Below are 24,358 nucleotides of genomic sequence, written 5' to 3'. Positions count from 1 at the left end.
GCTTGGATGCGCCTGAATAAAAAGAACAATGCGGGAGCTGTGGGATGAAAACCCTGAGATCGATGTCTATCAGCCGCCGTCTGTGGCTGATCCTTTTGGTGGCGGTGGCCATGCTGGTGGTATTGGGCCTGCTGATGCTGCGCCAGATCCACGGTGACCTGTACCAGGCCAAAGCGGAAAAGACCCGCCACGTGGTGCAGACCGCAGCCGGTGTGCTGGCCTATTACCAAGGCCTGGAGGCGGCCGGCACGCTCAGCCGCGAAGCCGCCCAGCAACAGGCACTGCAAGTGGTACGCGCGCTGCGCTACGACCACGATGACTACTTCTGGATCAACGACCTGGGGCCGAAGATGATCATGCATCCGGCCAACCCCAAGCTCGACGGCCAGGACCTGTCGGCCATCCGCGACCCCGATGGCTTTGCCGTCTTCAACGAGATGGTCGCCCTGGCCCGACAGCAGGATGCCGGGCCGGTCAACTACCGCTGGCCCAAGCCCGGTGCCAGCGAGCCGGTGGCCAAGACGTCCTATATCCAGCTGTTCAAGCCGTGGGGCTGGATCATCGGCTCAGGCGTGTACGTCGACGACGTGCAGGCCGAATTCGCCCGTCAGTTGCGCGATGCCTCGCTGGTGGGCGTGGCCATTGCTCTGCTGATGGCGCTGGTGGTCATGCTGATTGCCCGCAGCATCGCCCGCCCGTTGCAAGAGGCAGTGCAGGCCATGGGTAACATCGCCAGCGGCGAAAGCGACCTGACCCGGCGCCTGGACACTCACGGTCGCGACGAAATCACCCAGCTGGGCGAGCACTTCAACCGCTTCAACGGCAAGCTGCAAGGCGTGATCGGCCAGTTGCAAGGGGCAGCACATGCCCTGGCCCAGTCCGCCGGACATGTCGGCGACAATGCCGGGGCCGCGCAACAGCACAGTGCCCAGCAATCGTTGCAGATGGACCAGGTGGCCACTGCGGTCAACGAAGTGACCTACGCCGTGCAGGACGTGGCCAAGACCGCCGAGCAGGCTGCCGGGGAAATGCGCACCGCGCAACAGCAGGTGGCACACGGTCAGGAGGCCATTCACGGCAGCCTGGCGCAGATCGACCGGCTGTCGCTGACCATCGACCAGGCCGTGCAGGTGATCCGTGACCTGGCCGGGCACAGCACGCGCATCGGTGGTGTGCTGGACGTGATCCGCTCCATCGCCGAACAGACCAACCTGCTGGCGCTGAACGCAGCCATCGAGGCGGCGCGGGCCGGCGAGCAAGGCCGTGGCTTTGCCGTTGTCGCCGACGAGGTCCGCCTGCTGGCCCAGCGCACGGCGCAGTCGACGGCCGAGATCCATACCATGATCGAGCACCTGCAAAGCCAGTCGGACGCTGCGGTCAAAGCCATCGACACCAGCAGCGAGGCCTCGCGCCAGACCGTCGAGCAGGCCCGCGAGGCCGGTGCCAGCCTGGATGCCATCAACCAGGCGCTGAACAACCTCACCGCGTTGAATGCCTCCATTGCCAGCGCCACCTTGCAGCAGTCGCACGTGGTCGAAGAGATCAACCGCAATGTGCTGGATACGGCGGGGTTGTCCCAGCAGACCGCCGATGCGGCGCGGCAGTCCAGCGATGCCGGGGCGGCACTGGGGCAGTTGAGCGAAGAGCTGGAGCAGCTGTTGCGGCAGTTCCGGGTATAAGGCCAAGCCCCTGTGGTCGCGTAGATAACTGAAATTGCAAGCAATCCGCGTACCCTGTGGGAGCGGCTTTAGCCGCGAAGAATCCAGCGCGGTGCTTGGCACCGGCTGCGCCGGTATTCGCGGCTAAAGCCGCTCCCACAGGCTCCCTGCTAACTCAATGAGTCATGTGCAGTCCTGTGGGAGTGGCCCCAACGCCCTACACCTTCCCCAACCGACCCGCTACAATCACGCCCCTCCCGTAGTCTCCAAGGATCGCCGATGTCCGGCCTTGAACTCATCGCCGCCGTCCTCGGCGTCACCGCTGTCTGGCTCACGGTCAAGCAGAACGCCTGGTGCTGGCCGATCGGCCTGGTCATGGTGCTGATCTATGGCTGGCTGTTCTACGAAGTAAAGCTGTATTCAGGCATGCTGCTGCAACTGGCCTACGCCATCCTGCAAGTTTACGGCTGGTGGCAATGGAAGCGCCCAGGCCATGCTGAAGACGCCCGGCAGGTCTCACGCCTGCAACGCCCGGCATTGTTCACCGGCCTGGCCGTCGGGGTGCTGCTGAGCGCCGCCCTGGGCGCGGCCATGGCCAACTGGACCGACGCCGCCCTGCCCTGGCTGGACGCCAGCCTGACCGGCTTCAGCCTGGTGGCACAACTGTGGATGGCGCAGAAGCGCCTGCAGTGCTGGCCGCTGTGGGTGGTGGTAGACATCGTCTACGTGGGCTTGTACCTGCACCAGCAGCTGTACTTCACCGCGGGCTTCTTCGCCGTGCTGACCCTGATTGCCGTGCGCGGCTGGCTGGAATGGCGCCGTGACCCGGCGCTGGTGCAGCCATGAGCGCGGCGCAGGCCATGAAAGTGGTGGTGCTGTGCGGCCCGGAATCCAGCGGCAAAAGCTGGCTCAGCGGGGTGATCCAGGCGCATTTCGGCGGCGTGGTGGTGGCCGAATACGTGCGCCACTTCATCGACCAGGAAGGCCGCGACACCTGCTACGCCGATATCCCCACCATCGCCCGCGGCCAGCTGGCCTGGGAAGACCACGCCCGCGAGCAGGCGCCGCCGCTACTGATTCTCGACACCCACCTGCTCAGCAACATGCTCTGGAGCCACGCTCTCTTCGACGACTGCCCTGCCTGGCTGGAACAGGCTTTGCTGGCGCGGCATTACCACCTGCATCTGTTGCTAAGCCCGCAGGGCGTGGATTGGGTTGCCGATGGCCAGCGCAGCCAGCCCGAACTGAGCGACCGCCAGCGCTTTTTCGACGACAGCCTGCACTGGCTGCAACGGCATGACCAGGCATACCAAATAATTGAAGGCAATTGGCCACAGCGCCAGTTGCTGGCACTGCAAACAGTGGCTAAGCTCATTGATAGCGATGCGCCATCCTGCCCCACCGAATGTTAACCCACTGACACACTCCAAGGGGCAAAGGCCCCGAAATTGCGGGGTTTCCCCCTGCTTCGGGGGTAGTGTCAAGCCGCTGATACACCCTTGCAAAGACCCTTCCAATCAAGGCCACCACGGGCTTTGCCGGCAGCGCTCACGGCTGCCTGTTTCAACCCTGAGACAGAATACGCCGCAGTTTGTCAGGCATTGACCTTAAGCTGTTGATCTGAAAACGCTTCTCAAAAGCGGCACACCTTCTGCTCGCTCCTTCGTATCGCTGAACAGGGCCAGCGTTCTATAGAAGGAGTTGCCGTCGTGAGGAAACCTGACAAAGGCCTTTATTACCTGTTGCTGATGAGCTGTGTGCTGGGCTCGTTGAGCCTGACGGCCCAGGCCGACAACGGCATCATCGTGATAACCCGTGATGTGCAGACACGCAACGCCGTGGTCCCGCCGTTGCGACCCGACCCGAACCCCACCACCGCCAACGCCAACCCTTCCGCCCACATCCTCAAGCAAACCAGCGAACTGAGTGATGGCGACTTCGCCAACATCAGCAGCGGTGCGGGTATCAGCACGCTGATTACCCAGCAGACCAACAACCTGGGCGGCAACCTCAACAATCAGACCCAGTTGCCCAACCTGGCCGGTGGCCGTGGTACAGGCTCGGGCAGTGGCATCTCGAACATGGTCAATTCGAGTTTGCAGCGCGGCCTGGCGCCGCTGCAGATCCTGACCGGAGGCAAGTGAGATGAAGCACACGCTGCTGATTCTGGCCACGTTGTGCAGTACTTCGGCCTTCGCGCAATCCCCGGTTCCGGTGATCAACAACGCAGACATCAATAGTTCGGGCAGCCGTTACCAGGGCAACCTGTCGGTCAACCAGGCAGCCGGTGACCAGCAGCAACAAGCCAACGCCCGCGCCTTCGCCGTGGGGCCCGGGGCCAGCGCCACTACGCTGATCCGCCAACGCCTGAACACCCCCGCAGCCCCGGCGATGGATGCCCGCTCGAGCATCCAGGGCAACGCCTTCAGCAACGGCAGCGGTGCCCTCGGGGTGAACCAGAGCGCCGGCGCCAACACCCAGCAAGCCAATGCACTGCGCATAAGCCTCAGTGCCCAGCCGCAAAGCATCGACGACAGCGTCCTCATGCAACAGAACGTGGCGCTGTTCAACAACTCCGATCCAGCTGACACCCCACCCGGCCATCGCCAGGTCACCACCAGTGACCAGGCATTCACCGGTGGCCGCGGGGTGATCCAGCTGAATCAGAGTGCCGGGGTGGGAAACCGAATGGCCAACACCTTGAGCATACGGGTCGCGGATTGACCCATCCAGTTAAGAACAACACTTAACCTATAAAGTACGGAGAATCACCATGAAACCCTCGATGGCAATCAAGCCTCTGGTTTTCGCAATTGCTGCGATCATGGCTGTTGCTGTACAAGCTGGGCAAAATGATCGGCGTAATGACCACCATAACGGCCACCACCATAACAATGGTCATCACACGCCTCCCCCAACCAAGATCCCTGTGTATGCAACGGCCAATGCCTGGGACAGTCAGAGCAGCACCGACAACACCATCACCAACCAAGGGACCATCAACGAAGCCGAGATGAACCAGTCGGCCGTTGGCGCCAGCGGTAACGTCGGTGTCAACGTTGCGGCCGGTAACGGCAACCAGCAGGACAACGCCGCGGCCATTGCCAACGCAGCGTCCGACTCGAGCCTGGACAACAGCTTTGTCTTCGGCACCGCCGAAGCCACCGCTGACGTTCGCCAGTACAGCAACGGCAACCGCGTCGACAACTGGTCTACCCAGTCTTCGGCGATCATGAGCGGCTCGGCCGACGGCGCTGAAGGCAACGTGGGTGTCAACATTGCTGGCGGCGACCTGAACCAGCAGAAAAACACCATGGCCATTGCCAACACCCACGCACCACTGGGTAACGCCACGGCCACTGCCTCTGCCGACCAGGACGGCCCAGGCCTGGTGGTGAACAACAGCGCCGACCGCACCTACCGGGTTGATACGCTGACCTTCACCAAATCGGCCAGCGGCAGTGCCTCTCGGGAAAGCGCGTCGAACCTGAGCATCGACAAGAGCTCGTCGTCGAGCTTCGAGAAGCGGGGCAGCAACAGCTGGGATGCCAGCGGCTCCAAGTCGGTGGATGTCAGCGGCTCGCGCAACAAGGAATCGAGCTCCAGCTACAACGCGACGCTGAGCGCGACCCTGGAAGCGGCCGCCGAAGCTTCGCACACCGTCACCCGCGACCATGGCCGTCACGACCACACTCGCAGCGAGTCTGTGGACGCTTCGCTGAGCGCATCGCTTGAGGCGTCCATCGAAAAAACCCGCGACAAGTCGTCCAGTTCGTCGTTCCAGAAGTCGTTTGACTCCTCGTTCGAGGAAGCTTTCGACTCCTCCTTCGAGAAATCGGGTAGCAAGCAGAAGGAGTCGTCGAAAGACGTGGTGAAGAGCTACAGCGAAAGCAGCTCGTACGACCTGAGCAATACCGTGTCCTTCCAGGTACTGACCCCGACCGGCTGGGCTAACCCTGTGACCAACACCGCAACCCTGAGCGGTTCGGTGAACGGTGGCAGCGGCAACCTGGGCGTGAACGTGGCAGCCGGTGTGGGCAACCAGCAGAGCAACTCGCTGGCCATCTCCAACACCTCGTTCTGATCGTTGTGCTTGAGGCCCCCTTCGGGGGGCCTTTCTTCAACAGAACCGGAAGGCATCCGACAATGCGCATTATTGCCTTGGCGTTTTTGCTGTGCCTGGCCAGCGTGAGCGAAGCGGCACAAATGCCGCTGTCCGTCTTGCCGGGTGGTGCCGTGGTGTTCAAGCCCATCCAGAGCGTACGCGAACGCAAGTTCGCCGACCTGGTGCAACAGAAGACCGACTTCAGCTGCGGCGCCGCCGCACTGGCCACCATCCTGCGCCAGGCCTACTGGCTGGATGTCGACGAACAACAGATCATCGAGGGCATGCTGGCCCACGCCGACCAGGACCTGGTGCGCACGCAAGGCTTCTCGATGCTCGACATGAAACGCTACGTGGAAAGCCTGGGAATGCGTGCCCGCGGCTACCGGGTAGCACCCGAGACCCTGCACAGCGTGCGCATCCCGGTCGTGGTACTGATGGACGTGCGCGGCTACAAGCACTTCGTGGTCATGCAGAAGGTCGACAAGGGCTGGGTGTACATCGGTGACCCGGTACTGGGCCACAAGCGCTACAAGGTCGATGATTTTCTCAAGGGCTGGAACGGCATCATCTTCGCCGTGATCGGCCAGGGCTACGACAAGAACAACGTCTTGCTCGATCCGCCCCTGCCCCTGACCGCCAAGGGCCGGGTGAACAACTTCACCCCGGTGCAGGACGCAGAGCTTCTGGACTTCGGTTTCATCAAAAGCGACTTCTTCTAACGACGCTTGCAACGACAAGGAGCACGACGCTCCGGGGAGCACCCAATGAAGAATCCATTCTGGATCGCTGTGGTTTGCCTGGCAGCCAGCCTGCCGGCCCACGCCGAAACGTTCAAGCCCATCGAACTGAAAGACCAGGAGTTGGCGAACTTGCGCGGGCGCTATGTGCTGCCGGGGCGCATCGTCAGTTTCGGCATCGTCATGACCAGCACCTGGCAGAACGCCAACGGTGAGGTGATCGGTGCGACTTCCACCCTGCAGATCCAGCAGTCGACCATCAAGCCACAGTTCTATGTGTCGCTGATCGACGAAAAAGGCAGCGGTTCGACCGCCGCCGGCGCTGCCTCCGCCGGCAACGGTACGGTCACCGGCGGCAGCGGGCTCAACAACACCGAAGGGGTGACCCAGGTGGTGCGCGCGGCCGGTGACAACAACACCGCCTACAACAACGTTGACATCAATGTGACCAAGGCCAACCAGGCACCAGCCACACAACCACAGGGCCAGGTACTGGCCGCGGGCCAGACCCTGGTCGGCGAAAACGGTGCAGGCTCGTTCAGCGTGTCGTCGACCGGTGTTGGCGTGCAACTCAACATCAATGCCAGCAACAACCAGGGTAGCAGCGTACAGCGCCTGGCCCAGGGTGGCCTGATGCAGAACTCGACGCTGCTTGGCAATGGCAACCACGTCAACAACGTCACATCCCTCAACGTGGTCATGCGCGAGAACGTGCCGACAGCCGCGTCGCTGAACGGCAGTCTCGACCAGCTCAAAGGTCTTCGCACTTTCGGATACTGATCTACGCTCAGTCTCATCAAAAGTAGTCGGCAGGGACGGCAATTCCATGCACCGATCTTTAACGCTACAAGCTTTTGTATGCTTGACTACCTTGGCCCCGGCCACATTGCTCTATGCAGCTGCCGACCCTCAGGTCGAGGCTCTCAAGCAGGAACTGAACGAGCTGAAACGGCGCTACGAAGCCCAGCAGCAAGCGCTGATGGTGCTGGAGCAACGCGTACGCCAGGTTGAGGAAACCCCGGCAGCGCCGCCACCCAAACGCCTGGTCAGGTCCCCCGCCGAAGGGGTAAAGGGCGCGCAGACAGTGGCCTCGGGCGCGCCGGGCACCACCGGCAGCTCCTATGGCCAGGCGCTGACCGCCGACGCCGAACCGGCACAGAGCGTATCCAACCTGTATGACGAGGCCAGCGGCTTCTTCGGCGGCGGCAAGTTCAGCTTCGAGACCGGCGTCACCTACACCCACTACGATACCCGGGCACTGGTGCTCAACGGTTTCCTGGCGCTGGACTCTATCTTCCTGGGCAGCATCAACCTCGACCGGATCAAGGCAGACAACTGGACCCTGGACATGACCGCGCGCTATAACGTGGCGCAGCGCTGGCAGTTCGACATCAACGTACCGGTGGTGTATCGCCAGTCCACCTATTCCTCCGGCGGCGCGGGCGGTGCCGGGCCGAGCACCTCCGACGAAACCGTCACTCGCGACCCGGAAATCGGCGATATCAACGTCGGCGTGGCCTACAAGTTCCTCGACGAATCGGAGACCTGGCCCGACGCCGTGGCTACCCTGCGCATCAAGGCACCCACCGGCAAGGACCCGTATGGCATCAAGCTGCGCGAAGTGCCCGGCAACGACAACCTGTCAGTGCCGGAAAGCCTGCCGACCGGCAACGGCGTCTGGTCGATCACGCCAGGCATCTCGCTGGTCAAGACCTTCGACCCGGCCGTGCTGTTCGGCAGCCTGTCCTACACCTACAACATGGAAGACTCGTTCAGCGACATCAGCCCGCAGGCCAACAGCAAGGTGCCGGGTGACGTGAAGCTGGGGGACTCCTGGCAGATCGGCGGCGGTATCGCCTTTGCCCTGAACGAGAAGATGAGCATGTCGTTCTCGGTGTCCGACCAGTTCGCCCGCAAGAGCAAGATCAAACCGGATGGCGGCGACTGGCAGTCGATCTCCAACAGCGACTACAACGCGGCCAACTTCAATATCGGCATGACCTTCGCCGCCACCGACAACCTGACCATCGTGCCCAACCTGGCCATTGGTCTGACCGATGACGCGCCAGACTTTTCCTTCAGCCTGAAATTCCCCTACTACTTCTGAGACTTGCCATCGGCGGGCCCGCGCGAACGGGCCCGGCTTTTGGTTACCAGCCTTGTCCCGGACCGCCTTCATTGCCCCGTCCTGTTATCATCAAGCACAGATGCATGACGTTTTAATGGCAAAAGGGATGTTTTTGTGAAGAACCTGTCAGACCACCCACGTACCCGGCTTGTCGCCCTGGCGACCCTGGTACTGGTGATCCCACTGGGTACGCGCGCCATGCTGGGTTGGTCCAACCCGCTCGGTTACCTGTCCGACCTTGCCCTCGGCAGCCTGCTGGTCTTGCTGCTGCACCGTCGGCCGTGGTGGCTGGCGCTGCCCGTATTGCTGGCCTGGGTGGCCCTCTGGGTGGCTTCGGCCGAATTGGTGAGCGCGGTGGGCCGCCTGCCCACCAGCGCCGACCTGACGTATCTGGTCGACCCGCAGTTCATGGGCAATTCGACCGGTGGCGGTCTGGCCCATGCCTGGCTGCCCTGGGCCATGGGCGCCGGCCTGCTGGCCTGGCTGGCCACCGCCTGGCGCAGCCGCACACAACGCAGCCAGCCACTGCCACGCAAGGCCTGGGCCATTCCGCTGCTGCTGTTTGGCGCCCATTGGGGCAGCCAGCAACTGGTACCTTCCGACGCCGACCAATGGCGGCAATACAACCTCACCCACCAACTGCTGTCGGCCGGGGCCGGTAACCTGCAACGCCAGGTCGAAGGCTGGATGGGCCGGACGCAAACCTTCACGCCCCTGGCCAGCACTGGCCTGACCCAGTCCGACCTGCATGGCCAACGCCTGCTAGCCGGCCCAGGTAACGCCCGTAACCTGCTGGTCATCACCGTGGAAGGCATCCCCGGGGCCTACCTGCGGCCCAACCGCCAGGCCCTGCACAGCCGCTTCGACGAAGAGCTGATGCCCAAGCTCAGCCAGTGGGCCGAGCGCGGCATGAACACCCCGGACTACGTGCTGCATACCCACCAGACCATCCGTGGCCTGTACGCGATGCTGTGCGGTGACTACGACAAACTGGCCAACGGCACGCCCAAGGGCATGGAACTGCTGACCCAGAACGAACGCAACCAGGCCTGCCTGCCGGCGCAGTTGCGCCAGGCCGGTTTTACCACCCACTACCTGCAAGGCGCCGGCCTGCGTTTCATGGCCAAGGACCGCATCATGCCGCACATCGGCTTTGACGCGGTGCACGGCCAGGAGTGGTTCCGCAACAAGAACTACCTGGAATTCCCCTGGGGCAAGGATGACCGGGCCTTCTTCGAAGGTGCGCTGGACTATGTCGGGCAGCTGCAAAAGCAGGACAAACCCTGGATGCTGACCCTGCTCACCGTGGGCACCCACCAGCCGTACTCGGCACCGGCCGAATACCTGGAGCGCTATGACACGCCGAAACAGGCGGCAGTCGCCTACCTGGACGACGCGCTCGGGGCGTTCCTCGACAACCTCGAACGCCAGGGCGTACTCAAGGACACCCTGGTGGTGGTAACTTCCGACGAGTCCCACGGCATCGACGGTGTGCGCCTGGCCTCGTCCTGGGGCTTCAACCTCACCCTGGCGCCGGAGCAGGGGCAGTTGCCACGGATCAAGCGCGGAACCTACGGCCATATTGACCTGGCCACTTCCCTGCTCGACTACTTTGCCCTGCCCATCCCAGTGGCGCTCGGCGGTCGCTCGCTGTACCGCGACTACGACAGCGGTCGCGAGATGATCTCCTACACCAACGGCATGCTGCGTTATCACGACGGCCAGGGCGTGTTCACCGAATGCGACTTCCAACAGCGCTGCCGGCGTTACGCCAGCGAGGGCTTCATCGCCGACCAGGCACGTTACCTTGGCCCTGGCGACAGCCTGCTCGGCCAGCAGATCGTTGCCCTCGCCGGGGTGCTCGACCAGTCCCTGCTGCAAACACCGCTCAACCTGCGTTACCAGTTCGGCGGCCCATCGCCGATCAAGCTGCGCAAGCGCATTCACGATGACTGGGCCGACAACCTGATCGGCGCCCAGTACCTGGAAATGCCCGAGGGCTCGCATACCCGCGTGCGGGTCAAGGTACGCTCGCTGGACCCTCAGCGCGCAGCCTATATCCAGCTCAAGGCCAAGCAGTTGGAGCAGGACGTACCGCTGGGCTTGCCTGACGAAGTGAAAGTCACCACCGATGAGCCGCTGGAGATGGAGTTCAGCTTCGACAACCCGACCGCACGCAAGGCGTTTTCCTTCCATTTGCTGGGCTATGGCGGTGGCCAGGTGGAAATCAGCGACTTCAGCGTGATCACCGCGCTGCCTGGGGAAGATGAGGCAGCGGATGAACTGAGCGAGGGGCATATCGCCCATTCGGGCTAAGCGCAGTACCGCTCATCGCCCGGCCTGCGCGGCCTGTCGATTCAACCCGCCCGTGCTCGACTAGTGTGTGAATCCCCCAATGTGGAGATAGCACCATGAGCACGAGCGAAAGCAGTCACCCGGTGGTTTCCCGCAGCCAGTGGCTGGCGGCCCGCCGGCAGCTGTGGCTGCACGAAAAAGCCTTTACTCACCACCGCGACGCGCTGGCCGCAGCCCGTCGCGCCCTGCCCTGGGTCAAGCTGGAGCACGGCTATCGCTTCCACGGGCCGGACGGCGAACTGAGCCTGGCCGACCTGTTCGCGGGCCGCAGCCAATTACTGGTCTACCACTTCATGTTCGCCGAGGGCTGGAGCGAAGGCTGCCCCGGCTGCTCGTTCCTGGCCGACCACTTTGACGGCGCCAACCTGCACCTGGCGCATCACGACGTGTCACTGGTGGCGGTGTCGCGGGCGCCGTATGCCGAGTTCCAGGCCTTCCGCCGGCGCATGGGCTGGCAGTTCCCCTGGTATTCGTCACATGGCAGCGGGTTCAACGAGGACTTTGGCGTCAGCGTTGGCAGTGAGGGCCAGCGGCAGTACAACTATGAGCCCTATGACGGCAACGAAAGCGAGCTTCCCGGGCTGAGTGCGTTCTACCGCGAGCCGGATGGCAGCGTGTACCACACCTACTCAACCTATGCCCGCGGGCTGGATATCCTGGTCAATACCTACAACTTCCTCGACATTGCGCCACTGGGGCGCAATGAGGGTGGGACCATGGACTGGGTGCGGCACCATGACCGTTATGAAGGGCAGCCGGACAAACCTCACTGCTGCCATACATAACGTGAGGCAACATATATCCCTGTGGGAGCGGCTTTAGCCGCGAAGAAGCCAACGCGGTGGGTGGCACCGGCTGCGCCGGTGTTCGCGGGTAAACCCGCTCCCACAGGAATTGCGCCATGGTCCAGACGGCGTTCAACCCGTTACATCACCCGCGCACGCCCAGCATCCCGCGCTCGACGATGAAATCGATCACCGCCTGCAGCCCCTCGCCCTTCTTCAGGTTGCTGAAGGTCCATGGCCGCTGTGGGCGCATGCGCTGGGTATCGCGCTCCATCACTTCCAGAGAAGCGCCCACATAGGGCGCCAGATCGGTCTTGTTGATCACCAGGAAATCCGACTTGGTAATCCCCGGCCCGCCCTTGCGCGGAATCTTCTCGCCTTCGGCCACATCGATCACGTAAATGGTCAGGTCGGCCAGCTCCGGGCTGAACGTGGCACTCAGGTTATCACCGCCGCTTTCGACGAAGATCACCTCAAGGTTGCCAAACTTGCGCGCCAGTGCTTCGACCGCCGCCAGGTTCATCGAGGCGTCTTCACGAATCGCCGTGTGCGGGCAACCGCCGGTTTCCACCCCGACGATGCGCTCCGGCTCCAGGGCCCCGGCTTCGGTGAGGATGCGCTGGTCTTCCTTGGTGTAGATGTCGTTGGTGACCACAGCGATCTGGTAGTGGTCGCGCATGGCCTTGCACAAGGCCTCGAGCAGCGCCGTCTTGCCGGAGCCGACCGGGCCGCCGACACCGACGCGCAGGGGTTGTTGATAGCTTTGCATGCAGGCAGTCCTCAGGAACGGAACAAACGGGTGTATTGGGTTTCGTGACGCGATGAGGCAATGGCCAGCAACGGCAGGCCGCCGCCAAGCTGGTCATCGCCCAGGGCCAGTGCCTGGTCGAGGGCTGCAGGCAGCCCTGCCCCCAGGTCGCGCAGCAAGGTCTGGGCAGCCTGCTGGCCGAACGGCACCAGCTTGACCCCAGCCATTACCGCGCCCTCCAGCCAGGCAAAGCCATGACCCAGGGCCAACTGGCGCAATGGGATCGCCCAGTGCGCAGCCAGCCAGGCCATACCGCCCAGCTGGGTGAGTTCGAGGCTGGCACGCCAGGCCGGCGCCTGACCCAGTTGCCAGCCATCCAGCAGCCGTGCCAGCGCCGCGCCGCGCTGCTGCTCTTCCAGGCGCAGTTCGGCGGTTTCGCGGTTGGCCAGCAGAAAGCGGCTCCAGTGGCCGAAAGCCTCGGCGTCCTCGGCCTGGCAGGCACGGTACAGGCGCGCCAGCACCGGCCAGTCGAGGCAGGCCAGGGTGTCGTCGATCTGTTCGCGCTGCCAGGCAGCGAAACCATCCACGTCCCGTACCCAGCCGACTTCGACCGCCCACTCCAGGCCTTGCGAGTAGGTAAAACCACCCACCGGCAAGCCAGGGCTGGCCAGCTGCAACAGGCGCAGCAACGCCAGGTCGCTGTCCATCAACCGGCCAGTACCAGCGCGGCGCCGGCCAGCAGGCCACCGCCAAAGGCTTTCTGCAAGCCACTATGCCTGCGCAGCAGACAACCGACCGCGAAGCCGGCCGCCAGCAAAAGGCCGCTGACCGTGACGAAGCCGGCACTGAATTGCCAGAACGCGCTTGGTGTGGCCTCCACGCCATGGGCCCAGCCATGGAACAGGGCGAACACCGGCATGGCCATGGCCAGCAGCAGTTGACGGCGAGGCAGCAGCACGGCCCCGGCAGCCACCAGCAGCGACACGGCAATCAGGGTTTCCATGCCCAGCACATCGCCGAACAGGTGGCCGCACACCGCGCCGCCGAACATCGCCGCGAGGGTTGCCAGGGGTAGCGTCAGGCTGCGCCGGGTCAACGCGGCGAGCACACCGGTGCCCAGCAGCATAAGCAGGTGGTCAAGCCCGGTCAGCGGGTGCAGCAGGCCGTCCTGCAGCGGGTTGGCGTCGTGCCCGGGGTGGGCGAAGGCTGGCAGCGCCAGCATCAGCAGAAACAGGGCGAAAGTCTTTTTCATCGGTTGCTCCAGGCAGTTCAGGAATGGGCAGGCAGGCGCACGAACGGATGATCGTGGCCGTGGGCATGGCTATGGCTGTGCGGCGCGCTTTGGTAGGCGCCCGCTTCGGGCTCGAAGGGTGCCTGTTCGGCTTCTACCGTCAGGCCCAGACCACGCAACATGTCGTCCAGCACATGGTCGTGCTGGAAGCGCAACAGGCCGGGTTCAATCTGCAGCGGCACATGGCGGTTGCCCAGGTGATAGGCCGCGCGGGCCAGCAAGTGCGAGTCGGTACAGCGCACCGTGGACACTGCTTCGGGTGCCGCCAGCACACGGATCAGCTGTGTACCCTCGGCATCGGCCAGCAGTTCGCCTCCGCGCAGCAGGTGGCCGCGCTCGAGCATCAGCCCGGCCTCGCGGCCATCATCCAGGGTCACCCGCAGGCGGCTCTTGATGCGGCTGTCCACGTCCAGGGTGACGGTTCCGGTTTCGCCCAGCGTGCCGGGGTCGGTGATACGGCGGGTCAAGACAATCATCGATGCTCCTTCAGAACAGGAAGTAACGCTGGGCCAGCGGCAGTTCGCGGGCCGGCTCGCAGACCAGCAGTTCGCCGTCGGCACGCACCTGGTAGGTCTGCGCATCGACCTCGATCAGCGGCTGCAGGGTGTTGTGGACCATGTCCGGTTTGCGCACCCGGCGGCAGCCGTGGGCCACGCCGATCAGGCTGCGCAGGTTCAACTCCTCGGCCAGGCCGCGGTCCATCGCTGCCTGGGGCAGGAAGGTCATGCGCGTGGCATGCCGTGCCGCGCCCAGGGCGCCGAACATCGGCCGGTAATGCACCGGTTGCGGCGTGGGGATGGAGCCATTGATGTCGCCCATGGGCGCAGTGACGATCATCCCGCCCTTGATCACCAGGGCCGGCTTGACCGCAAAGAACGCCGGCGCCCACAGCACCAGGTCGGCCAGCTTGCCGACCTCCACCGAGCCCACTTCGTGGCCGATGCCATGGGTCAGTGCCGGGTTGATGGTGTACTTGGCGATGTAGCGCTTGACCCGGAAGTTGTCGCTGTAGCTGGTATCTGGCGCCAGTGGCCCGCGGCGCAGCTTCATCTGGTGGGCCACCTGCCAGGTGCGCAGCACCACCTCGCCAACCCGGCCCATGGCCTGGGAGTCGGACGAGGTCATGGCAAAGGCGCCCATGTCGTGGAGGATGTCCTCGGCGGCGATGGTTTCGCGGCGGATGCGCGACTCGGCAAAGGCCACGTCTTCAGCGATGCTCGGGTCCAGGTGGTGGCAGACCATGAGCATGTCCAGGTGCTCGTCCACGGTGTTGACCGTGTACGGCAGGGTCGGGTTGGTCGAGGACGGTAATACGTTGGCCTGCCCCGCTGCGCGGATGATGTCCGGGGCGTGGCCGCCACCCGCACCCTCGGTGTGGAAGGTGTGGATGGTGCGGTCGCCGATGGCCGCCAGGGTGTCTTCGATACAGCCGGACTCGTTGAGGGTGTCGGTGTGGATCGCCACCTGGATGTCCATTTCCTCGGCCACACCCAGGCAGCAGTCGATGGCCGCCGGTGTCGAACCCCAGTCTTCGTGCAGCTTGAGGCCCACGGCACCGGCCGCGATCTGCTCGCGCAGTGCTTCCGGCCGCGAGGCGTTGCCCTTGCCCAGCAAGCCGATGTTGATAGGCAGGCTGTCGGCGGCCTGAAGCATGCGCGCCAGGTACCAGGGGCCGGGCGTGCAGGTGGTGGCGTTGGTGCCGGTGGCCGGGCCGGTACCGCCACCGATGAAGGTGGTGACACCGCTGTTCAGCGCTTCGTCCACCTGCTGCGGGCAGATGAAGTGGATGTGCGAGTCGACGCCACCGGCGGTGACGATCTTGCCCTCGGCCGCGATCACCTCGGTGCCGGGGCCCACCGGCACGTTCACGCCGGGCTGCACATCGGGGTTGCCAGCCTTGCCGATCACCGCGATGCGCCCGTGCTTGATGCCGATATCGGCCTTGACGATGCCCCAGTGGTCGATGATCAGGGCATTGGTCAGTACCAGGTCCATGGCTTCGGCGGCCAGCATCTGGCCCTGCCCCATGCCATCGCGGATGACCTTGCCGCCACCGAACTTGACCTCTTCGCCATAGATGGTGAAGTCCTGCTCCACCTCGACCCACAGCGCAGTGTCGGCCAGGCGTACGCGGTCGCCCACGGTGGGGCCGAACATATCGGCATAGGCCTGGCGGGAAATACGGCTCATGCCCTGCCCTCCAGCGCGCCCATCACCTTGCCCTGAAAGCCATGGACCTCGCGCTTGCCGGCGTAGGCCACCAGTTGCACGGTACGCGCCTGGCCGGGTTCGAAACGCACGGCGGTACCCGCGGGGATGTCCAGGCGAAAGCCCAGGGTCGGTGCGCGCTCGAACACCAGCGCCTCGTTGACTTCGTAGAAGTGGTAGTGCGAGCCGACCTGCACCGGCCGGTCGCCATGGTTGGCCACGCTGACGCTGACCGTCGCGCGGCCGCTGTTCAGCTCGATGTCGCCGGCGGCGACCTGGATTTCACCTGGGATCATGCGGGGCTCCTGGGCAGTTTCAGACGATGGGGTCATGCACGGTCACCAGCTTGGTGCCATCCGGGAAGGTCGCTTCGACCTGCACGTCGTGGAGCATTTCGGCAATGCCGGGCATTACCTGCTCGCGGCTCAGCACTTCGCGCCCCAGGCTCATCAGCTCGGCGACGGTGCGGCCATCACGGGCGCCTTCGAGCACGGCGGCGCTGATCAGCGCCACCGCTTCCGGGTAGTTGAGCTTCAGGCCACGGGCCAGGCGCCGCTCCGCCAGCAACGCGGCGGTGAACAGCAGCAGTTTGTCTTTCTCTCTCGGGGTCAGCTCCATGGCGCTCTCTCAGGTAGCCCAGATACGCGGCGGGCAGGCAGGCAGGCCGAGGACGGCCGGGCGCAGCACATGCCACAGGCGTTGCAGGGTGCGTTGCAGGTGTTGGTTGTCATGGTCGAGCACGCGGATCACCAGCAGCGACCCGAGCAGGGTCGCGCCAGCCGGGTTGGCCAGTTCGTCAAGCAGCGGGCGCACCAGCTCCAGCACGGCCTGGTCGGCTGGTGCGGCGCAGAAGGTGGCCAGCAGCGGATGCCCGCCTAGCTTGTCCAGGCGCCCGCCTTCAAGACGCAGGCGCTCGTGCAGGCCGACTTCGTCGGGCAGTTCGATGTGCAGGCGGCTGTCGAGGGCACCCTGGTCGAAACGCTCGCCCATCACCGGGCGCCCCAGGCACAGGGTTTCCCAGGCCAGCAGGCGCGCCCCCGGTTCGAGGGTGAAACGGCTTTGCAGGCTGGCACGGGCGCCGGAAAAGAAGATGCTGTCCTGCGGTAGCCACTCCAGGGTGCTGCCAGCGGCCAGGTGGAAGCGCTGGGCCAGCCGCGCGGTCGGGCCGATGCTGCGGTAGAACTTGCTGGCGCCGGGCATGGTCAGCAGCGCGTGGCTGCCCGGTTCCAGCTGGATGTCCAGTTCCAGGCGGTCGCCGGCGACGATGCCGCCGGGTGGGTGCAGCACGTAGACATGGCAAGGTGCACCTTCCGGATAGAACGGCCGCTGCACCAAAAGAGGTCCGAAATGCCGCCACGCACCAAGGCGGGTCACCTCGTCGTGCCTGACGAAGCGCAACTGCAGGTGGGCGCTCCAGCCTGCATCGTCTTGCTGTTGTTCAATCTGCTCCGCGAGCGACATCCTGCGGCCCCTGAAATCCGTGGCCTGCTGGCCGTTTAGAGGGGCAGGCACGCACGGCTACAGCGCGCGCGGCCTGACCACTCGATCAAATTCTCAGGCTGGATATAGCAGGTTGCGGGCCAACTCCGCAGGTGAACGAAAATGAAACTTTTGCCGCAGCCGCTCTGGCATCGGGCATACGGGGGGATGGCGCACAAGGCGGGGGCGTGCATCGGCCCTGTTTCGGTGCCGGGCCATCTCAAGGCAAAAAATTACCCGATGCTGTGACACGGCCTCTGTGGGCGCGGGTTTACCCGCGAAGCATCCCACCCAGTGCATGGCACGGGCTTCGCCCGTGTTCGCGGGTGAACCCGCTCCCACAGGGTTGGAGCTAGCCCTTTATACAGCGGCAAAGCCTCAGTAATCGAAGCGGTCCACCGCACGCCGGCGTTCGTTGTCATCACGCCGGTCATAGATGGCCGTGGTCTGGATATTGGCGTGATGCGCCAGCTTCTGCGCAATCGACAGGTCATGCTCTTCGATCACCCGGGTGATGAACGCCCGGCGGAAGTCGTGCGGCATGATCTTCACGCCCACCTGCGCGCCACGCTGGCGGGCGATGTAGTAAATGGCATGCTTGGTGATACGCGCCCGGGTGATGTGGCTGCCACGGCGGATGCGGTTGAACAGGAACGGGTCGTCTTCAGCCCCTGCCGGCAGGTCCTGGCGGCGCAGGTCCAGCCACGCCTGCAACTTCTCGAACGCCCATGGCGGGGCGTACTTGATCAACTGGCGGTTACCCTTGCCCAGCACCTGCAGGCTGCGCGCCTCGAAATCGACCTGGTCCAGGTCGATGTCCACCGATTCCGACTTGCGCATGCCTGTGCCGTACAGCAAAGCGATGATCGCCGCGTCACGTACCCCCTGCGGCCGTGGGTCGGCCGCACACACATCCATCAGCTCGCGGATCAGGCTGCGGCGCAGGTTGCGCCCCGGCGGCAGGCGGCTGCCAGTGTCCGGCTTGACCTCGCGAATGCGCAGCAACTGCTCGTGATCGATCAGGCCCTGGCGCCAGGCTTCGTTCATCACACCGCGGATGGCGTTGACGTACAGCGACGAGCTGTTGGGTGCGTAACCGTCGGCACGCAGCGCCGCTACCAGGGCGATCACATGGCCGGGCTCGAGCCGATGCCAAGGCACATCGACGATATTGCAGTCGACAAAACCCAGCCGGTCGGCGGCGTCCTGAAGGATGTAGCGCATGGTTTGCTGGCTGGATGGGGCCAGGCGGGCCATGTACTGCAGCAGCGGATTTTTCGAGAGCTCGGACAAAACGTGAATCCTGTAGCGAAGCGTTGACCAGCGGCGAACCGGCCAAACCCTGAAGCAAGTCAAAACGACATATAAGCAAGTCTGAATGACAGCAAAGTACGCATGTCATTCGGACCCAGAGAGGTGCCATCACCTTGATATACAAGGGGTTTGAAGCTGGCACGGATCGTGATCTTACCCCAATTGAGCCTACTGAACGAACGAAGGACCGCCCATGCTTGTACAGCCGATCGAGTCACGCCCGCGCCAGACCGTCTGGGGCCTGGGTTTCCGCCCATTCTTCCTGGGGGGCAGTTTGTTTGCGCTGCTCGCCTTGCTGTTGTGGGCCGGCGTTCTGGCCGGGGCGCTGGAGCCCACGCCCCCCGGCGGCATGCTCGCCTGGCACCGCCACGAGATGCTCTATGGCTTTGCTGCCGCCATCATCGCCGGCTTCCTGCTGACCGCCGTGCAGAACTGGAGCGGCACCCCAGGCTTGAGCGGGCGTGCGCTGCAGGGTCTGTTCCTGCTTTGGCTGCTGGGCCGGGCAAGCTGGTTCCTGCCATTACCGGGCAGCTTGCTGGTTGTGATCGAGGGCAGCTTCCTGCCACTGGTGGCACTGGCCCTGACACGGCCGATCGTGCAACGGCGCTTGCGTAACAACTACCCGATCGTCGGCCTGGTGCTGTTGATCGCCGCCTGCCAGTGGCTGACCCTGGTCGGCTGGCTGCGCCAGGACGAACTGTGGCAGCGCCGCGGGGTGTTTGCCGGGTTGTGGCTGGTGGCCGCGATGATGACCGTGCTTGGCGGGCGGGTGATCCCGTTCTTCACCCGGCGCGGCCTGGGCAACATGGCCCCGCCCCCTGCCCGCCCCCGGCTGGACCGGGCCTGCCTGCTGCTGAGCGTGGCGGTACCGCTGGCCTTTGCCTCGGGCTTGGCCGATACGCCACGTATCGCCCTGGCCGTGCTGTTCAGCGCCTTGTTCGCCCTGCATACGGCCCGCCTGGCCTTGTGGCATGACCGTGGCTTGTGGCGGTTGCCCCTGCTGTGGTCGCTGCACCTGGCCTATGCCTGGATTGCTATTGCCTGCTTGGGCATGGCGCTGTGGCATGCCGGGGTGGCGCTGGGCCCGAGCCTGGTGACCCACGCCCTAACCGTAGGCGCCATGAGCGGCTTGATCCTGGCGATGATGGCACGGGTCAGCCTGGGCCACACCGGCAGGCCGCTGCAGGTGCCGACCAGCATTGCCTGGGCCTTTGCCTTGATACAACTGGCGACGCTGGCGCGGGTGGTGCTGCCGCTGTTAACGCCGCTGGGGGTGAGCCTTTCAGTAGTGTGCTGGAGCCTGGCGCTGCTGCTGTTCCTGCGTCACTACCTGCCCATTCTGCTGCAGCCACGGGCTGACAGTATGCCGGGCTAGCCTTGATGCCCAGATTGGGGCCGCTTTGCGGCCCCAAGGTTTCAGCGCAGACGCACAAATTGCCGGGGCCGCGTTAACCTCCCGGCGCTGGCCACCACCCCGGGAACATCTGCTGCACCCGGGGTTCGGCGAAGCGCTCGTCGATCAAGACCAGAACGCCACGGTCCTGGTCGCCCCGGATGACCCGGCCTGCCGCCTGGATGACCTTGCGCACGCCCGGGTAGAGATAGGCGTAATCGAACCCCGCACCAAACTGCCGCCCCAGGCGCTGCTTGAACTGCTCGTTGACCGGGTTGACCTGGGGTAGCCCGAGGGTGGCGACAAACGCGCCGATCAGCCGTGTGCCCGGCAGGTCCACCCCCTCCCCGAATGCGCCACCCAGCACCGCAAAGCCCACCCCACGGCCATCCGCCACAAAACGGTCGAGAAACCCCTGGCGGGCCGCCTCGTCCATGCCCGGTTCCTGGACCCACAAGGGTATCTGTGCATGCCGCTCGGCCAGCAGCCCGGCCACCTGTTGCAGGTACTCGAAACTGCTGAAGAACGCCAGGTAGTTGCCCGGCATGCGCTCGTACTGCCGGGCAATCAGCTCGACGATCGGCGCCAGCGAAGCCTGGCGTTGCTGATAGCGGGTGGATACCTGGCTGGCGATGCGCACTTCCAGCTGTTCAGCGCGAAACGGCGCGGCCACTTCCAGCCAGGCGGTATCGCCCGGCATGCCCAGCAGGTCGCTGTAGAAATGCCGTGGGCTCAGGGTCGCGGAAAACAGCGTCACACTGCGCGCCGCCTGCATGCGCGGGCCCAACAGGCGCGCCGGGGTGACATTGCGCAGGCACAGGGTGGCCAGCCGGCGCTTGCGCGGGCCCTGGCGCTGGCTGATGTCGAACAGGAAGTGCTCGTCGAACAGCTCGGCAACCCGGCTGAACTGTAACGCCTGGTAGAAGAACTGCAGCACCTGCGGGTCCATTTGCGCAGGCGTCTGGTTCATCTGCTCCTGGATCAGCCCGATGCATTGCTGCAGGGCACGCAGCAATGCGTCCGGCAGCGCCTCGCTGGCCTGGTACGGCGCACGCTGTTCCTTGTAGAGGGCGTTCCACTGCCGGTTCAGCCGGTCCAGCGCACTGACCAGCCCGTGCGGTTTGCTCTGGCGCAGGGCCAGCAACTGGCCCTGGTCGAGACTGGCGCTGTACATGCCGCGCCCGCGCTCGACCAGGTTGTGCGCCTCGTCCACCAGCACCGCGACCCGCCACTGGTTGGCCTGGGTCAGGCCGAACAACAAGGCGTGGGCATCGAAGTAGTAGTTGTAATCCGCCACCAGCACGTCTACCCAGCGCGCCATTTCCTGGCCCAGGTAATACGGGCACACCTGGTGCGCCAGGGCCACGTCGCGCAGCTGGGCGCGGTCGAGCAAGGGCAACGCTGCCGCCGCCTCCCGCGCGGCCGGCAGGCGGTCGTAGAAGCCTGCAGCCAAGGGGCAGGATTCGCCATGGCAGGCCTTGTCAGGGTGCTCGCAGGCCTTGTCGCGGGCGATCAGTTCCAGCGTGCGCAAGGCCGGCTGCGGCGTGGCGTGGGTGATCTGGCGCATGGCATCGAGGGCCAAGGCCCGGCCCGGGGTCTTGGCGGTGAGAAAGAACAGCTTGTCCAGTTGCTGCGGCACCATGGCCTTGAGCAGGGGAAACAAGGTACCGAGGGTCTTGCCAATTCCGGTGCTGGCCTGGGCCATCAGGCAACGGCCGGTACTTACCGCCTTGTACAGGGTCTCCGCCAGTTGCCGCTGGCCCTGGCGGAACGCCGGATAGGGGAAGCCCAGCGCTTGCAGGCCCCGGTTACGCTCGGCCAGGCGTTGCTCCTGCCCTTGTGCCCACGCCAGAAAGCGTTGGCACTGGGTTGCGAAGAAGGCCTGCAGTTCGGCAGCCGTGCAGTGCTCGCTGATCAGCGTCTGGCCGTCGCTGTCCACGTCCAGGTACACCAGCGCCACCTCGATGGCCGGCAGTTGCCGTGCCTGGCACATCAACCAGCCATAGACCTTGGCCTGTGCCCAGTGCAGCTGGCGATGGTTGGCCGGCTGGCGCGACAGCTCGCCACGGTGGGTCTTGATCTCTTCCAGGCGGTTGCAGGCGGGGTCATAACCGTCGGCTCGGCCGCGCACCGTCAGGGTTTCGAACTGGCCTTCGAGGGCAATTTCCGACTCGTAGCCCGTAGCGCGCCCCGCCACCACCCGCCGATGCCCCTCGATCCCCTCCTGGGCGGTGGGTGATGGCGTGAAGCGCAGGTCCAGGTCGCCGACCTTGGCGCTGAACTCGCACAAGGCGCGTACCGCCACGCTGTAGCTCACGGCGTTTCGCTCCAGCGCACATGGCACACCGCGACGGGCAGGCCGTGGGCCCGGCAGAACTCCAGCCAGCGCAGCTGGTTGTCCTGCAGGCGGTCGCCGGGCCCCTTGACTTCGACCATGCGGTAGCGGCCCTGTTGGGGCCAGAACTGGATCAGGTCGGGCATACCGGCGCGGTTGTTGCGGATATCCTGCAGCAGGCGCAGGAAGCACTGTTTCAAATGGGCTGCCGGCAGGCAGGCCAAGGCTTGCTCAAGCAATTCTTCACTGAGCATGGACCAGAACACGAACGGCGACTGCAGGCCTTGCTTGGCGGCGTAGCAGTCGAGAATCGCCCGGTGATGGCTGCCATCGTCAAGCCGCGCCAGGCAACGTTCGAACAGAGCACTGCGGCGTTGCTGGAAGTCGCTGTCGTGCAGGTCCTGCGGGGCGGCCTGAAACGGGTTGAAGAACGCGCCAGGCACCGGGGCGAAGATCGCCTCCCAGCACAGCAAGCCGAACAGGCTGTTGAACAGCGTGTTCTCCACGTAATGCACTGGCCCACCGTCTTCGGCCAGGTGCTGGCGTACCGCTTCCTCCACGCCCAGCGCTGCCAGTTCCCGGGGCAGCTCCAGCTCGATCAGGTCCAGGGGCGCGACACGCTGGCGCCGCTGTGGCGGGCCACCTAGCTTGCGGGCCAGGCGTGGCAACATGCGCTCCAGCGCCTGCACTTCCAGGGCGTTGGCCGGTGCCGCCGCCAGTTGCAGCGCCAGCGCATGGGCCTGGGGCCACTGCTCGCTGCGCTCCAGCACCCGCACCTGGCGGATGCGCGCCTGGGCATGGCTGCACTGCGCGTAGACCGCCATGGCCTGCGCCCAGTCACCCAGGCGTTCGCATTGCTGGCCCAGGGCGAACTGCAGGCGCGCATGGCGCCGGGCCAGCCACGGGTTGTCGCTGCGCAGGCCTTGCATGGCAGCCAGGATCGACAGCGGCTCGTCGCCCTGCTCCAGGCGCTCGGCGCATTGGTGCAAGGCCATGGCCAGGTCGACTTCGGCACGTTGCTGCAGGGCACGCGAATCGGCACTGAACGGCACCTGTTCGTAGCGCAGCACACCGAGGTCGGCAAGGACGAAGTCCGACCAGTCCTGGTACAGGTTGCCGAAGAACAGCAGGCGCATGCGGTCGCACAAGGGTTGCAGGCACCACTGGAGGATGCGCACGCCGCTGTCCGGAAACCACTCGGCCAATGACCGGGCTTGCAGGCCCAAGGGTTGCAGCTGTGCAAGCAGGTCATGCTTGGCGGCGCGGGGACGGCTCAGCTGCGGGGCAAAACAGCGGGCAAGTTCGTCCTTGCGCAGCAAGACGAACAGTTGCTCCAGCGCCAGTTGCGCAGGTTCCTGTACCCAGCCGAGGGCCAGCAACGGCTGCAGGGCCTGCCCGGTATCGCCGATTTCGGCATAGTCGAGGCGATCACTGCGAAACAGCTCGCCTTTGCGCATGACCATGCGCACCATCAGGGCTTGTGCCGGGGCGTGCAGTTGGCTGAAGGTGCGGATGAAAGCGAGTTCCTGATCATCGAGCAGGTCTTCGTAGCGCTGTTCGACCCACAGCAGCACCTGGCGGAAGTTGTGCAGGTAATAGAACGGGTCGTCGACGGAATGGGCGATCACGGGCTGGGGTCAGGCGGCTGGAATGGATACTGGTTATACATACAGACCAGTGTGCCTGGCAAGTGCCGTGGGTCGCTCAACAATCGGCTATCGGCTTGGGGGCTGCTTTGCAGCCCAATCGCGACGCAAGGCCGCTCCCACAGGTATTGCAGTGCTGTTGAAACCAGCACGATACCTGTGGGAGCGGCCTT

Annotated in this window: 23 protein-coding genes and 1 pseudogene; 13 read left to right on the top strand and 11 right to left on the bottom strand. The window is 64.7% G+C overall.

What is annotated here, in order from left to right:
- Positions 1-44: 44 nt before the first annotated feature.
- The 12 genes and pseudogenes from mcpP to MKK04_RS11725 all read left to right on the top strand — a co-directional run.
- Positions 45-806 (top strand): annotated as a pseudogene (gene mcpP, locus MKK04_RS26675) (methyl-accepting chemotaxis protein McpP); the annotation flags it as partial.
- A 138-nt stretch (positions 807-944) separates the two neighbouring features.
- Positions 945-1,679 (top strand): methyl-accepting chemotaxis protein, encoded by a 735-nt coding sequence (locus tag MKK04_RS26670; protein WP_442964571.1) that lies wholly within the window; start codon positions 945-947, stop codon positions 1,677-1,679.
- 258 nt (positions 1,680-1,937) lie between these two features.
- A complete protein-coding gene (gene pnuC / locus MKK04_RS11770; RefSeq protein WP_207835108.1) occupies positions 1,938-2,504 on the top strand; it encodes a nicotinamide riboside transporter PnuC in 567 nt (188 codons plus the stop codon).
- Positions 2,501-3,070, top strand: coding sequence for an AAA family ATPase (locus MKK04_RS11765; protein ID WP_207835110.1), 570 nt, complete (start codon positions 2,501-2,503; stop codon positions 3,068-3,070). Before pnuC ends, MKK04_RS11765 begins: the two co-directional genes overlap by 4 nt.
- A gap of 297 nt (positions 3,071-3,367) precedes the next feature.
- Positions 3,368-3,802 (top strand): hypothetical protein, encoded by a 435-nt coding sequence (locus MKK04_RS11760; protein ID WP_233687424.1) that lies wholly within the window; start codon positions 3,368-3,370, stop codon positions 3,800-3,802.
- A 1-nt stretch (position 3,803) separates the two neighbouring features.
- Positions 3,804-4,382 (top strand): adhesin, encoded by a 579-nt coding sequence (locus MKK04_RS11755; RefSeq protein WP_233694195.1) that lies wholly within the window; start codon positions 3,804-3,806, stop codon positions 4,380-4,382.
- A gap of 49 nt (positions 4,383-4,431) precedes the next feature.
- The gene (locus MKK04_RS11750; protein ID WP_207835116.1) at positions 4,432-5,742 is read left to right on the top strand and encodes a heme utilization protein; all 1,311 of its coding nucleotides are present in this window, start codon (positions 4,432-4,434) and stop codon (positions 5,740-5,742) included.
- Between the two features lie 62 nt (positions 5,743-5,804).
- Positions 5,805-6,485: a C39 family peptidase gene (locus MKK04_RS11745; protein ID WP_144173672.1), complete on the top strand. Its 681-nt coding sequence runs from the start codon at positions 5,805-5,807 to the stop codon at positions 6,483-6,485.
- Between the two features lie 45 nt (positions 6,486-6,530).
- Positions 6,531-7,283, top strand: a complete 753-nt coding sequence (locus MKK04_RS11740; RefSeq protein ID WP_241106632.1) for a hypothetical protein — start codon at positions 6,531-6,533, stop codon at positions 7,281-7,283.
- Between the two features lie 46 nt (positions 7,284-7,329).
- Positions 7,330-8,610, top strand: coding sequence for a hypothetical protein (locus tag MKK04_RS11735; protein ID WP_207835121.1), 1,281 nt, complete (start codon positions 7,330-7,332; stop codon positions 8,608-8,610).
- Positions 8,611-8,745: 135 nt separating this feature from the next.
- Entirely contained in the window at positions 8,746-10,947 is a 2,202-nt protein-coding gene (locus tag MKK04_RS11730) for an LTA synthase family protein (RefSeq protein WP_241106631.1), read from the top strand.
- A gap of 95 nt (positions 10,948-11,042) precedes the next feature.
- On the top strand, positions 11,043-11,771 hold the full coding sequence (locus MKK04_RS11725) for a DUF899 domain-containing protein (protein ID WP_207835125.1): 729 nt from the start codon (positions 11,043-11,045) through the stop codon (positions 11,769-11,771).
- A 145-nt stretch (positions 11,772-11,916) separates the two neighbouring features.
- On the opposite strand, the gene ureG is transcribed toward MKK04_RS11725, so the two are convergent.
- From ureG to MKK04_RS11680, 9 genes are all read right to left on the bottom strand, one after another.
- Positions 11,917-12,540, bottom strand: coding sequence for an urease accessory protein UreG (gene ureG, locus MKK04_RS11720; protein WP_010953755.1), 624 nt, complete (start codon positions 12,538-12,540; stop codon positions 11,917-11,919).
- An 11-nt stretch (positions 12,541-12,551) separates the two neighbouring features.
- Entirely contained in the window at positions 12,552-13,226 is a 675-nt protein-coding gene (locus MKK04_RS11715) for an urease accessory protein UreF (RefSeq protein ID WP_241106630.1), read from the bottom strand.
- Positions 13,226-13,771, bottom strand: coding sequence for a HupE/UreJ family protein (locus tag MKK04_RS11710; protein ID WP_207838014.1), 546 nt, complete (start codon positions 13,769-13,771; stop codon positions 13,226-13,228). Before MKK04_RS11710 ends, MKK04_RS11715 begins: the two co-directional genes overlap by 1 nt.
- A 17-nt stretch (positions 13,772-13,788) precedes the next feature.
- Positions 13,789-14,286 carry an urease accessory protein UreE gene (ureE, locus tag MKK04_RS11705; protein WP_241106629.1) on the bottom strand — a complete coding sequence of 166 codons (498 nt, stop codon included), beginning with the start codon at positions 14,284-14,286 and terminating at the stop codon, positions 13,789-13,791.
- A gap of 10 nt (positions 14,287-14,296) precedes the next feature.
- Positions 14,297-16,000 (bottom strand): urease subunit alpha, encoded by a 1,704-nt coding sequence (ureC, locus tag MKK04_RS11700; protein WP_063913453.1) that lies wholly within the window; start codon positions 15,998-16,000, stop codon positions 14,297-14,299.
- Positions 15,997-16,314 carry an urease subunit beta gene (locus tag MKK04_RS11695; RefSeq protein ID WP_025339426.1) on the bottom strand — a complete coding sequence of 106 codons (318 nt, stop codon included), beginning with the start codon at positions 16,312-16,314 and terminating at the stop codon, positions 15,997-15,999. Before MKK04_RS11695 ends, ureC begins: the two co-directional genes overlap by 4 nt.
- A gap of 19 nt (positions 16,315-16,333) precedes the next feature.
- Positions 16,334-16,636, bottom strand: coding sequence for an urease subunit gamma (locus tag MKK04_RS11690; protein WP_003256923.1), 303 nt, complete (start codon positions 16,634-16,636; stop codon positions 16,334-16,336).
- Positions 16,637-16,645: 9 nt separating this feature from the next.
- Entirely contained in the window at positions 16,646-17,479 is an 834-nt protein-coding gene (locus MKK04_RS11685) for an urease accessory protein UreD (RefSeq protein ID WP_241106628.1), read from the bottom strand.
- Between the two features lie 396 nt (positions 17,480-17,875).
- A complete protein-coding gene (locus MKK04_RS11680; protein WP_207838005.1) occupies positions 17,876-18,790 on the bottom strand; it encodes a site-specific integrase in 915 nt (304 codons plus the stop codon).
- 214 nt (positions 18,791-19,004) lie between these two features.
- On the opposite strand from MKK04_RS11680, the gene MKK04_RS11675 reads away from it, so the two are divergent.
- A complete protein-coding gene (locus MKK04_RS11675; RefSeq protein ID WP_241106627.1) occupies positions 19,005-20,186 on the top strand; it encodes an NnrS family protein in 1,182 nt (393 codons plus the stop codon).
- A 73-nt stretch (positions 20,187-20,259) separates the two neighbouring features.
- On the opposite strand, the gene MKK04_RS11670 is transcribed toward MKK04_RS11675, so the two are convergent.
- Positions 20,260-22,521, bottom strand: a complete 2,262-nt coding sequence (locus tag MKK04_RS11670) for an ATP-dependent DNA helicase (protein WP_241106626.1) — start codon at positions 22,519-22,521, stop codon at positions 20,260-20,262.
- Complete coding sequence (locus tag MKK04_RS11665) at positions 22,518-24,167, bottom strand: VRR-NUC domain-containing protein (protein WP_241106625.1); 1,650 nt, start codon at positions 24,165-24,167, stop codon at positions 22,518-22,520. Before MKK04_RS11665 ends, MKK04_RS11670 begins: the two co-directional genes overlap by 4 nt.
- Positions 24,168-24,358: the final 191 nt, after the last annotated feature.

This window comes from Pseudomonas sp. LS.1a (assembly GCF_022533585.1).
Classification (GTDB): Bacteria; Pseudomonadota; Gammaproteobacteria; order Pseudomonadales; family Pseudomonadaceae; genus Aquipseudomonas.
The sequence above is the reverse complement of the archived record's forward strand: the minus strand, read 5'-3'. Positions and strand labels throughout refer to the sequence as shown.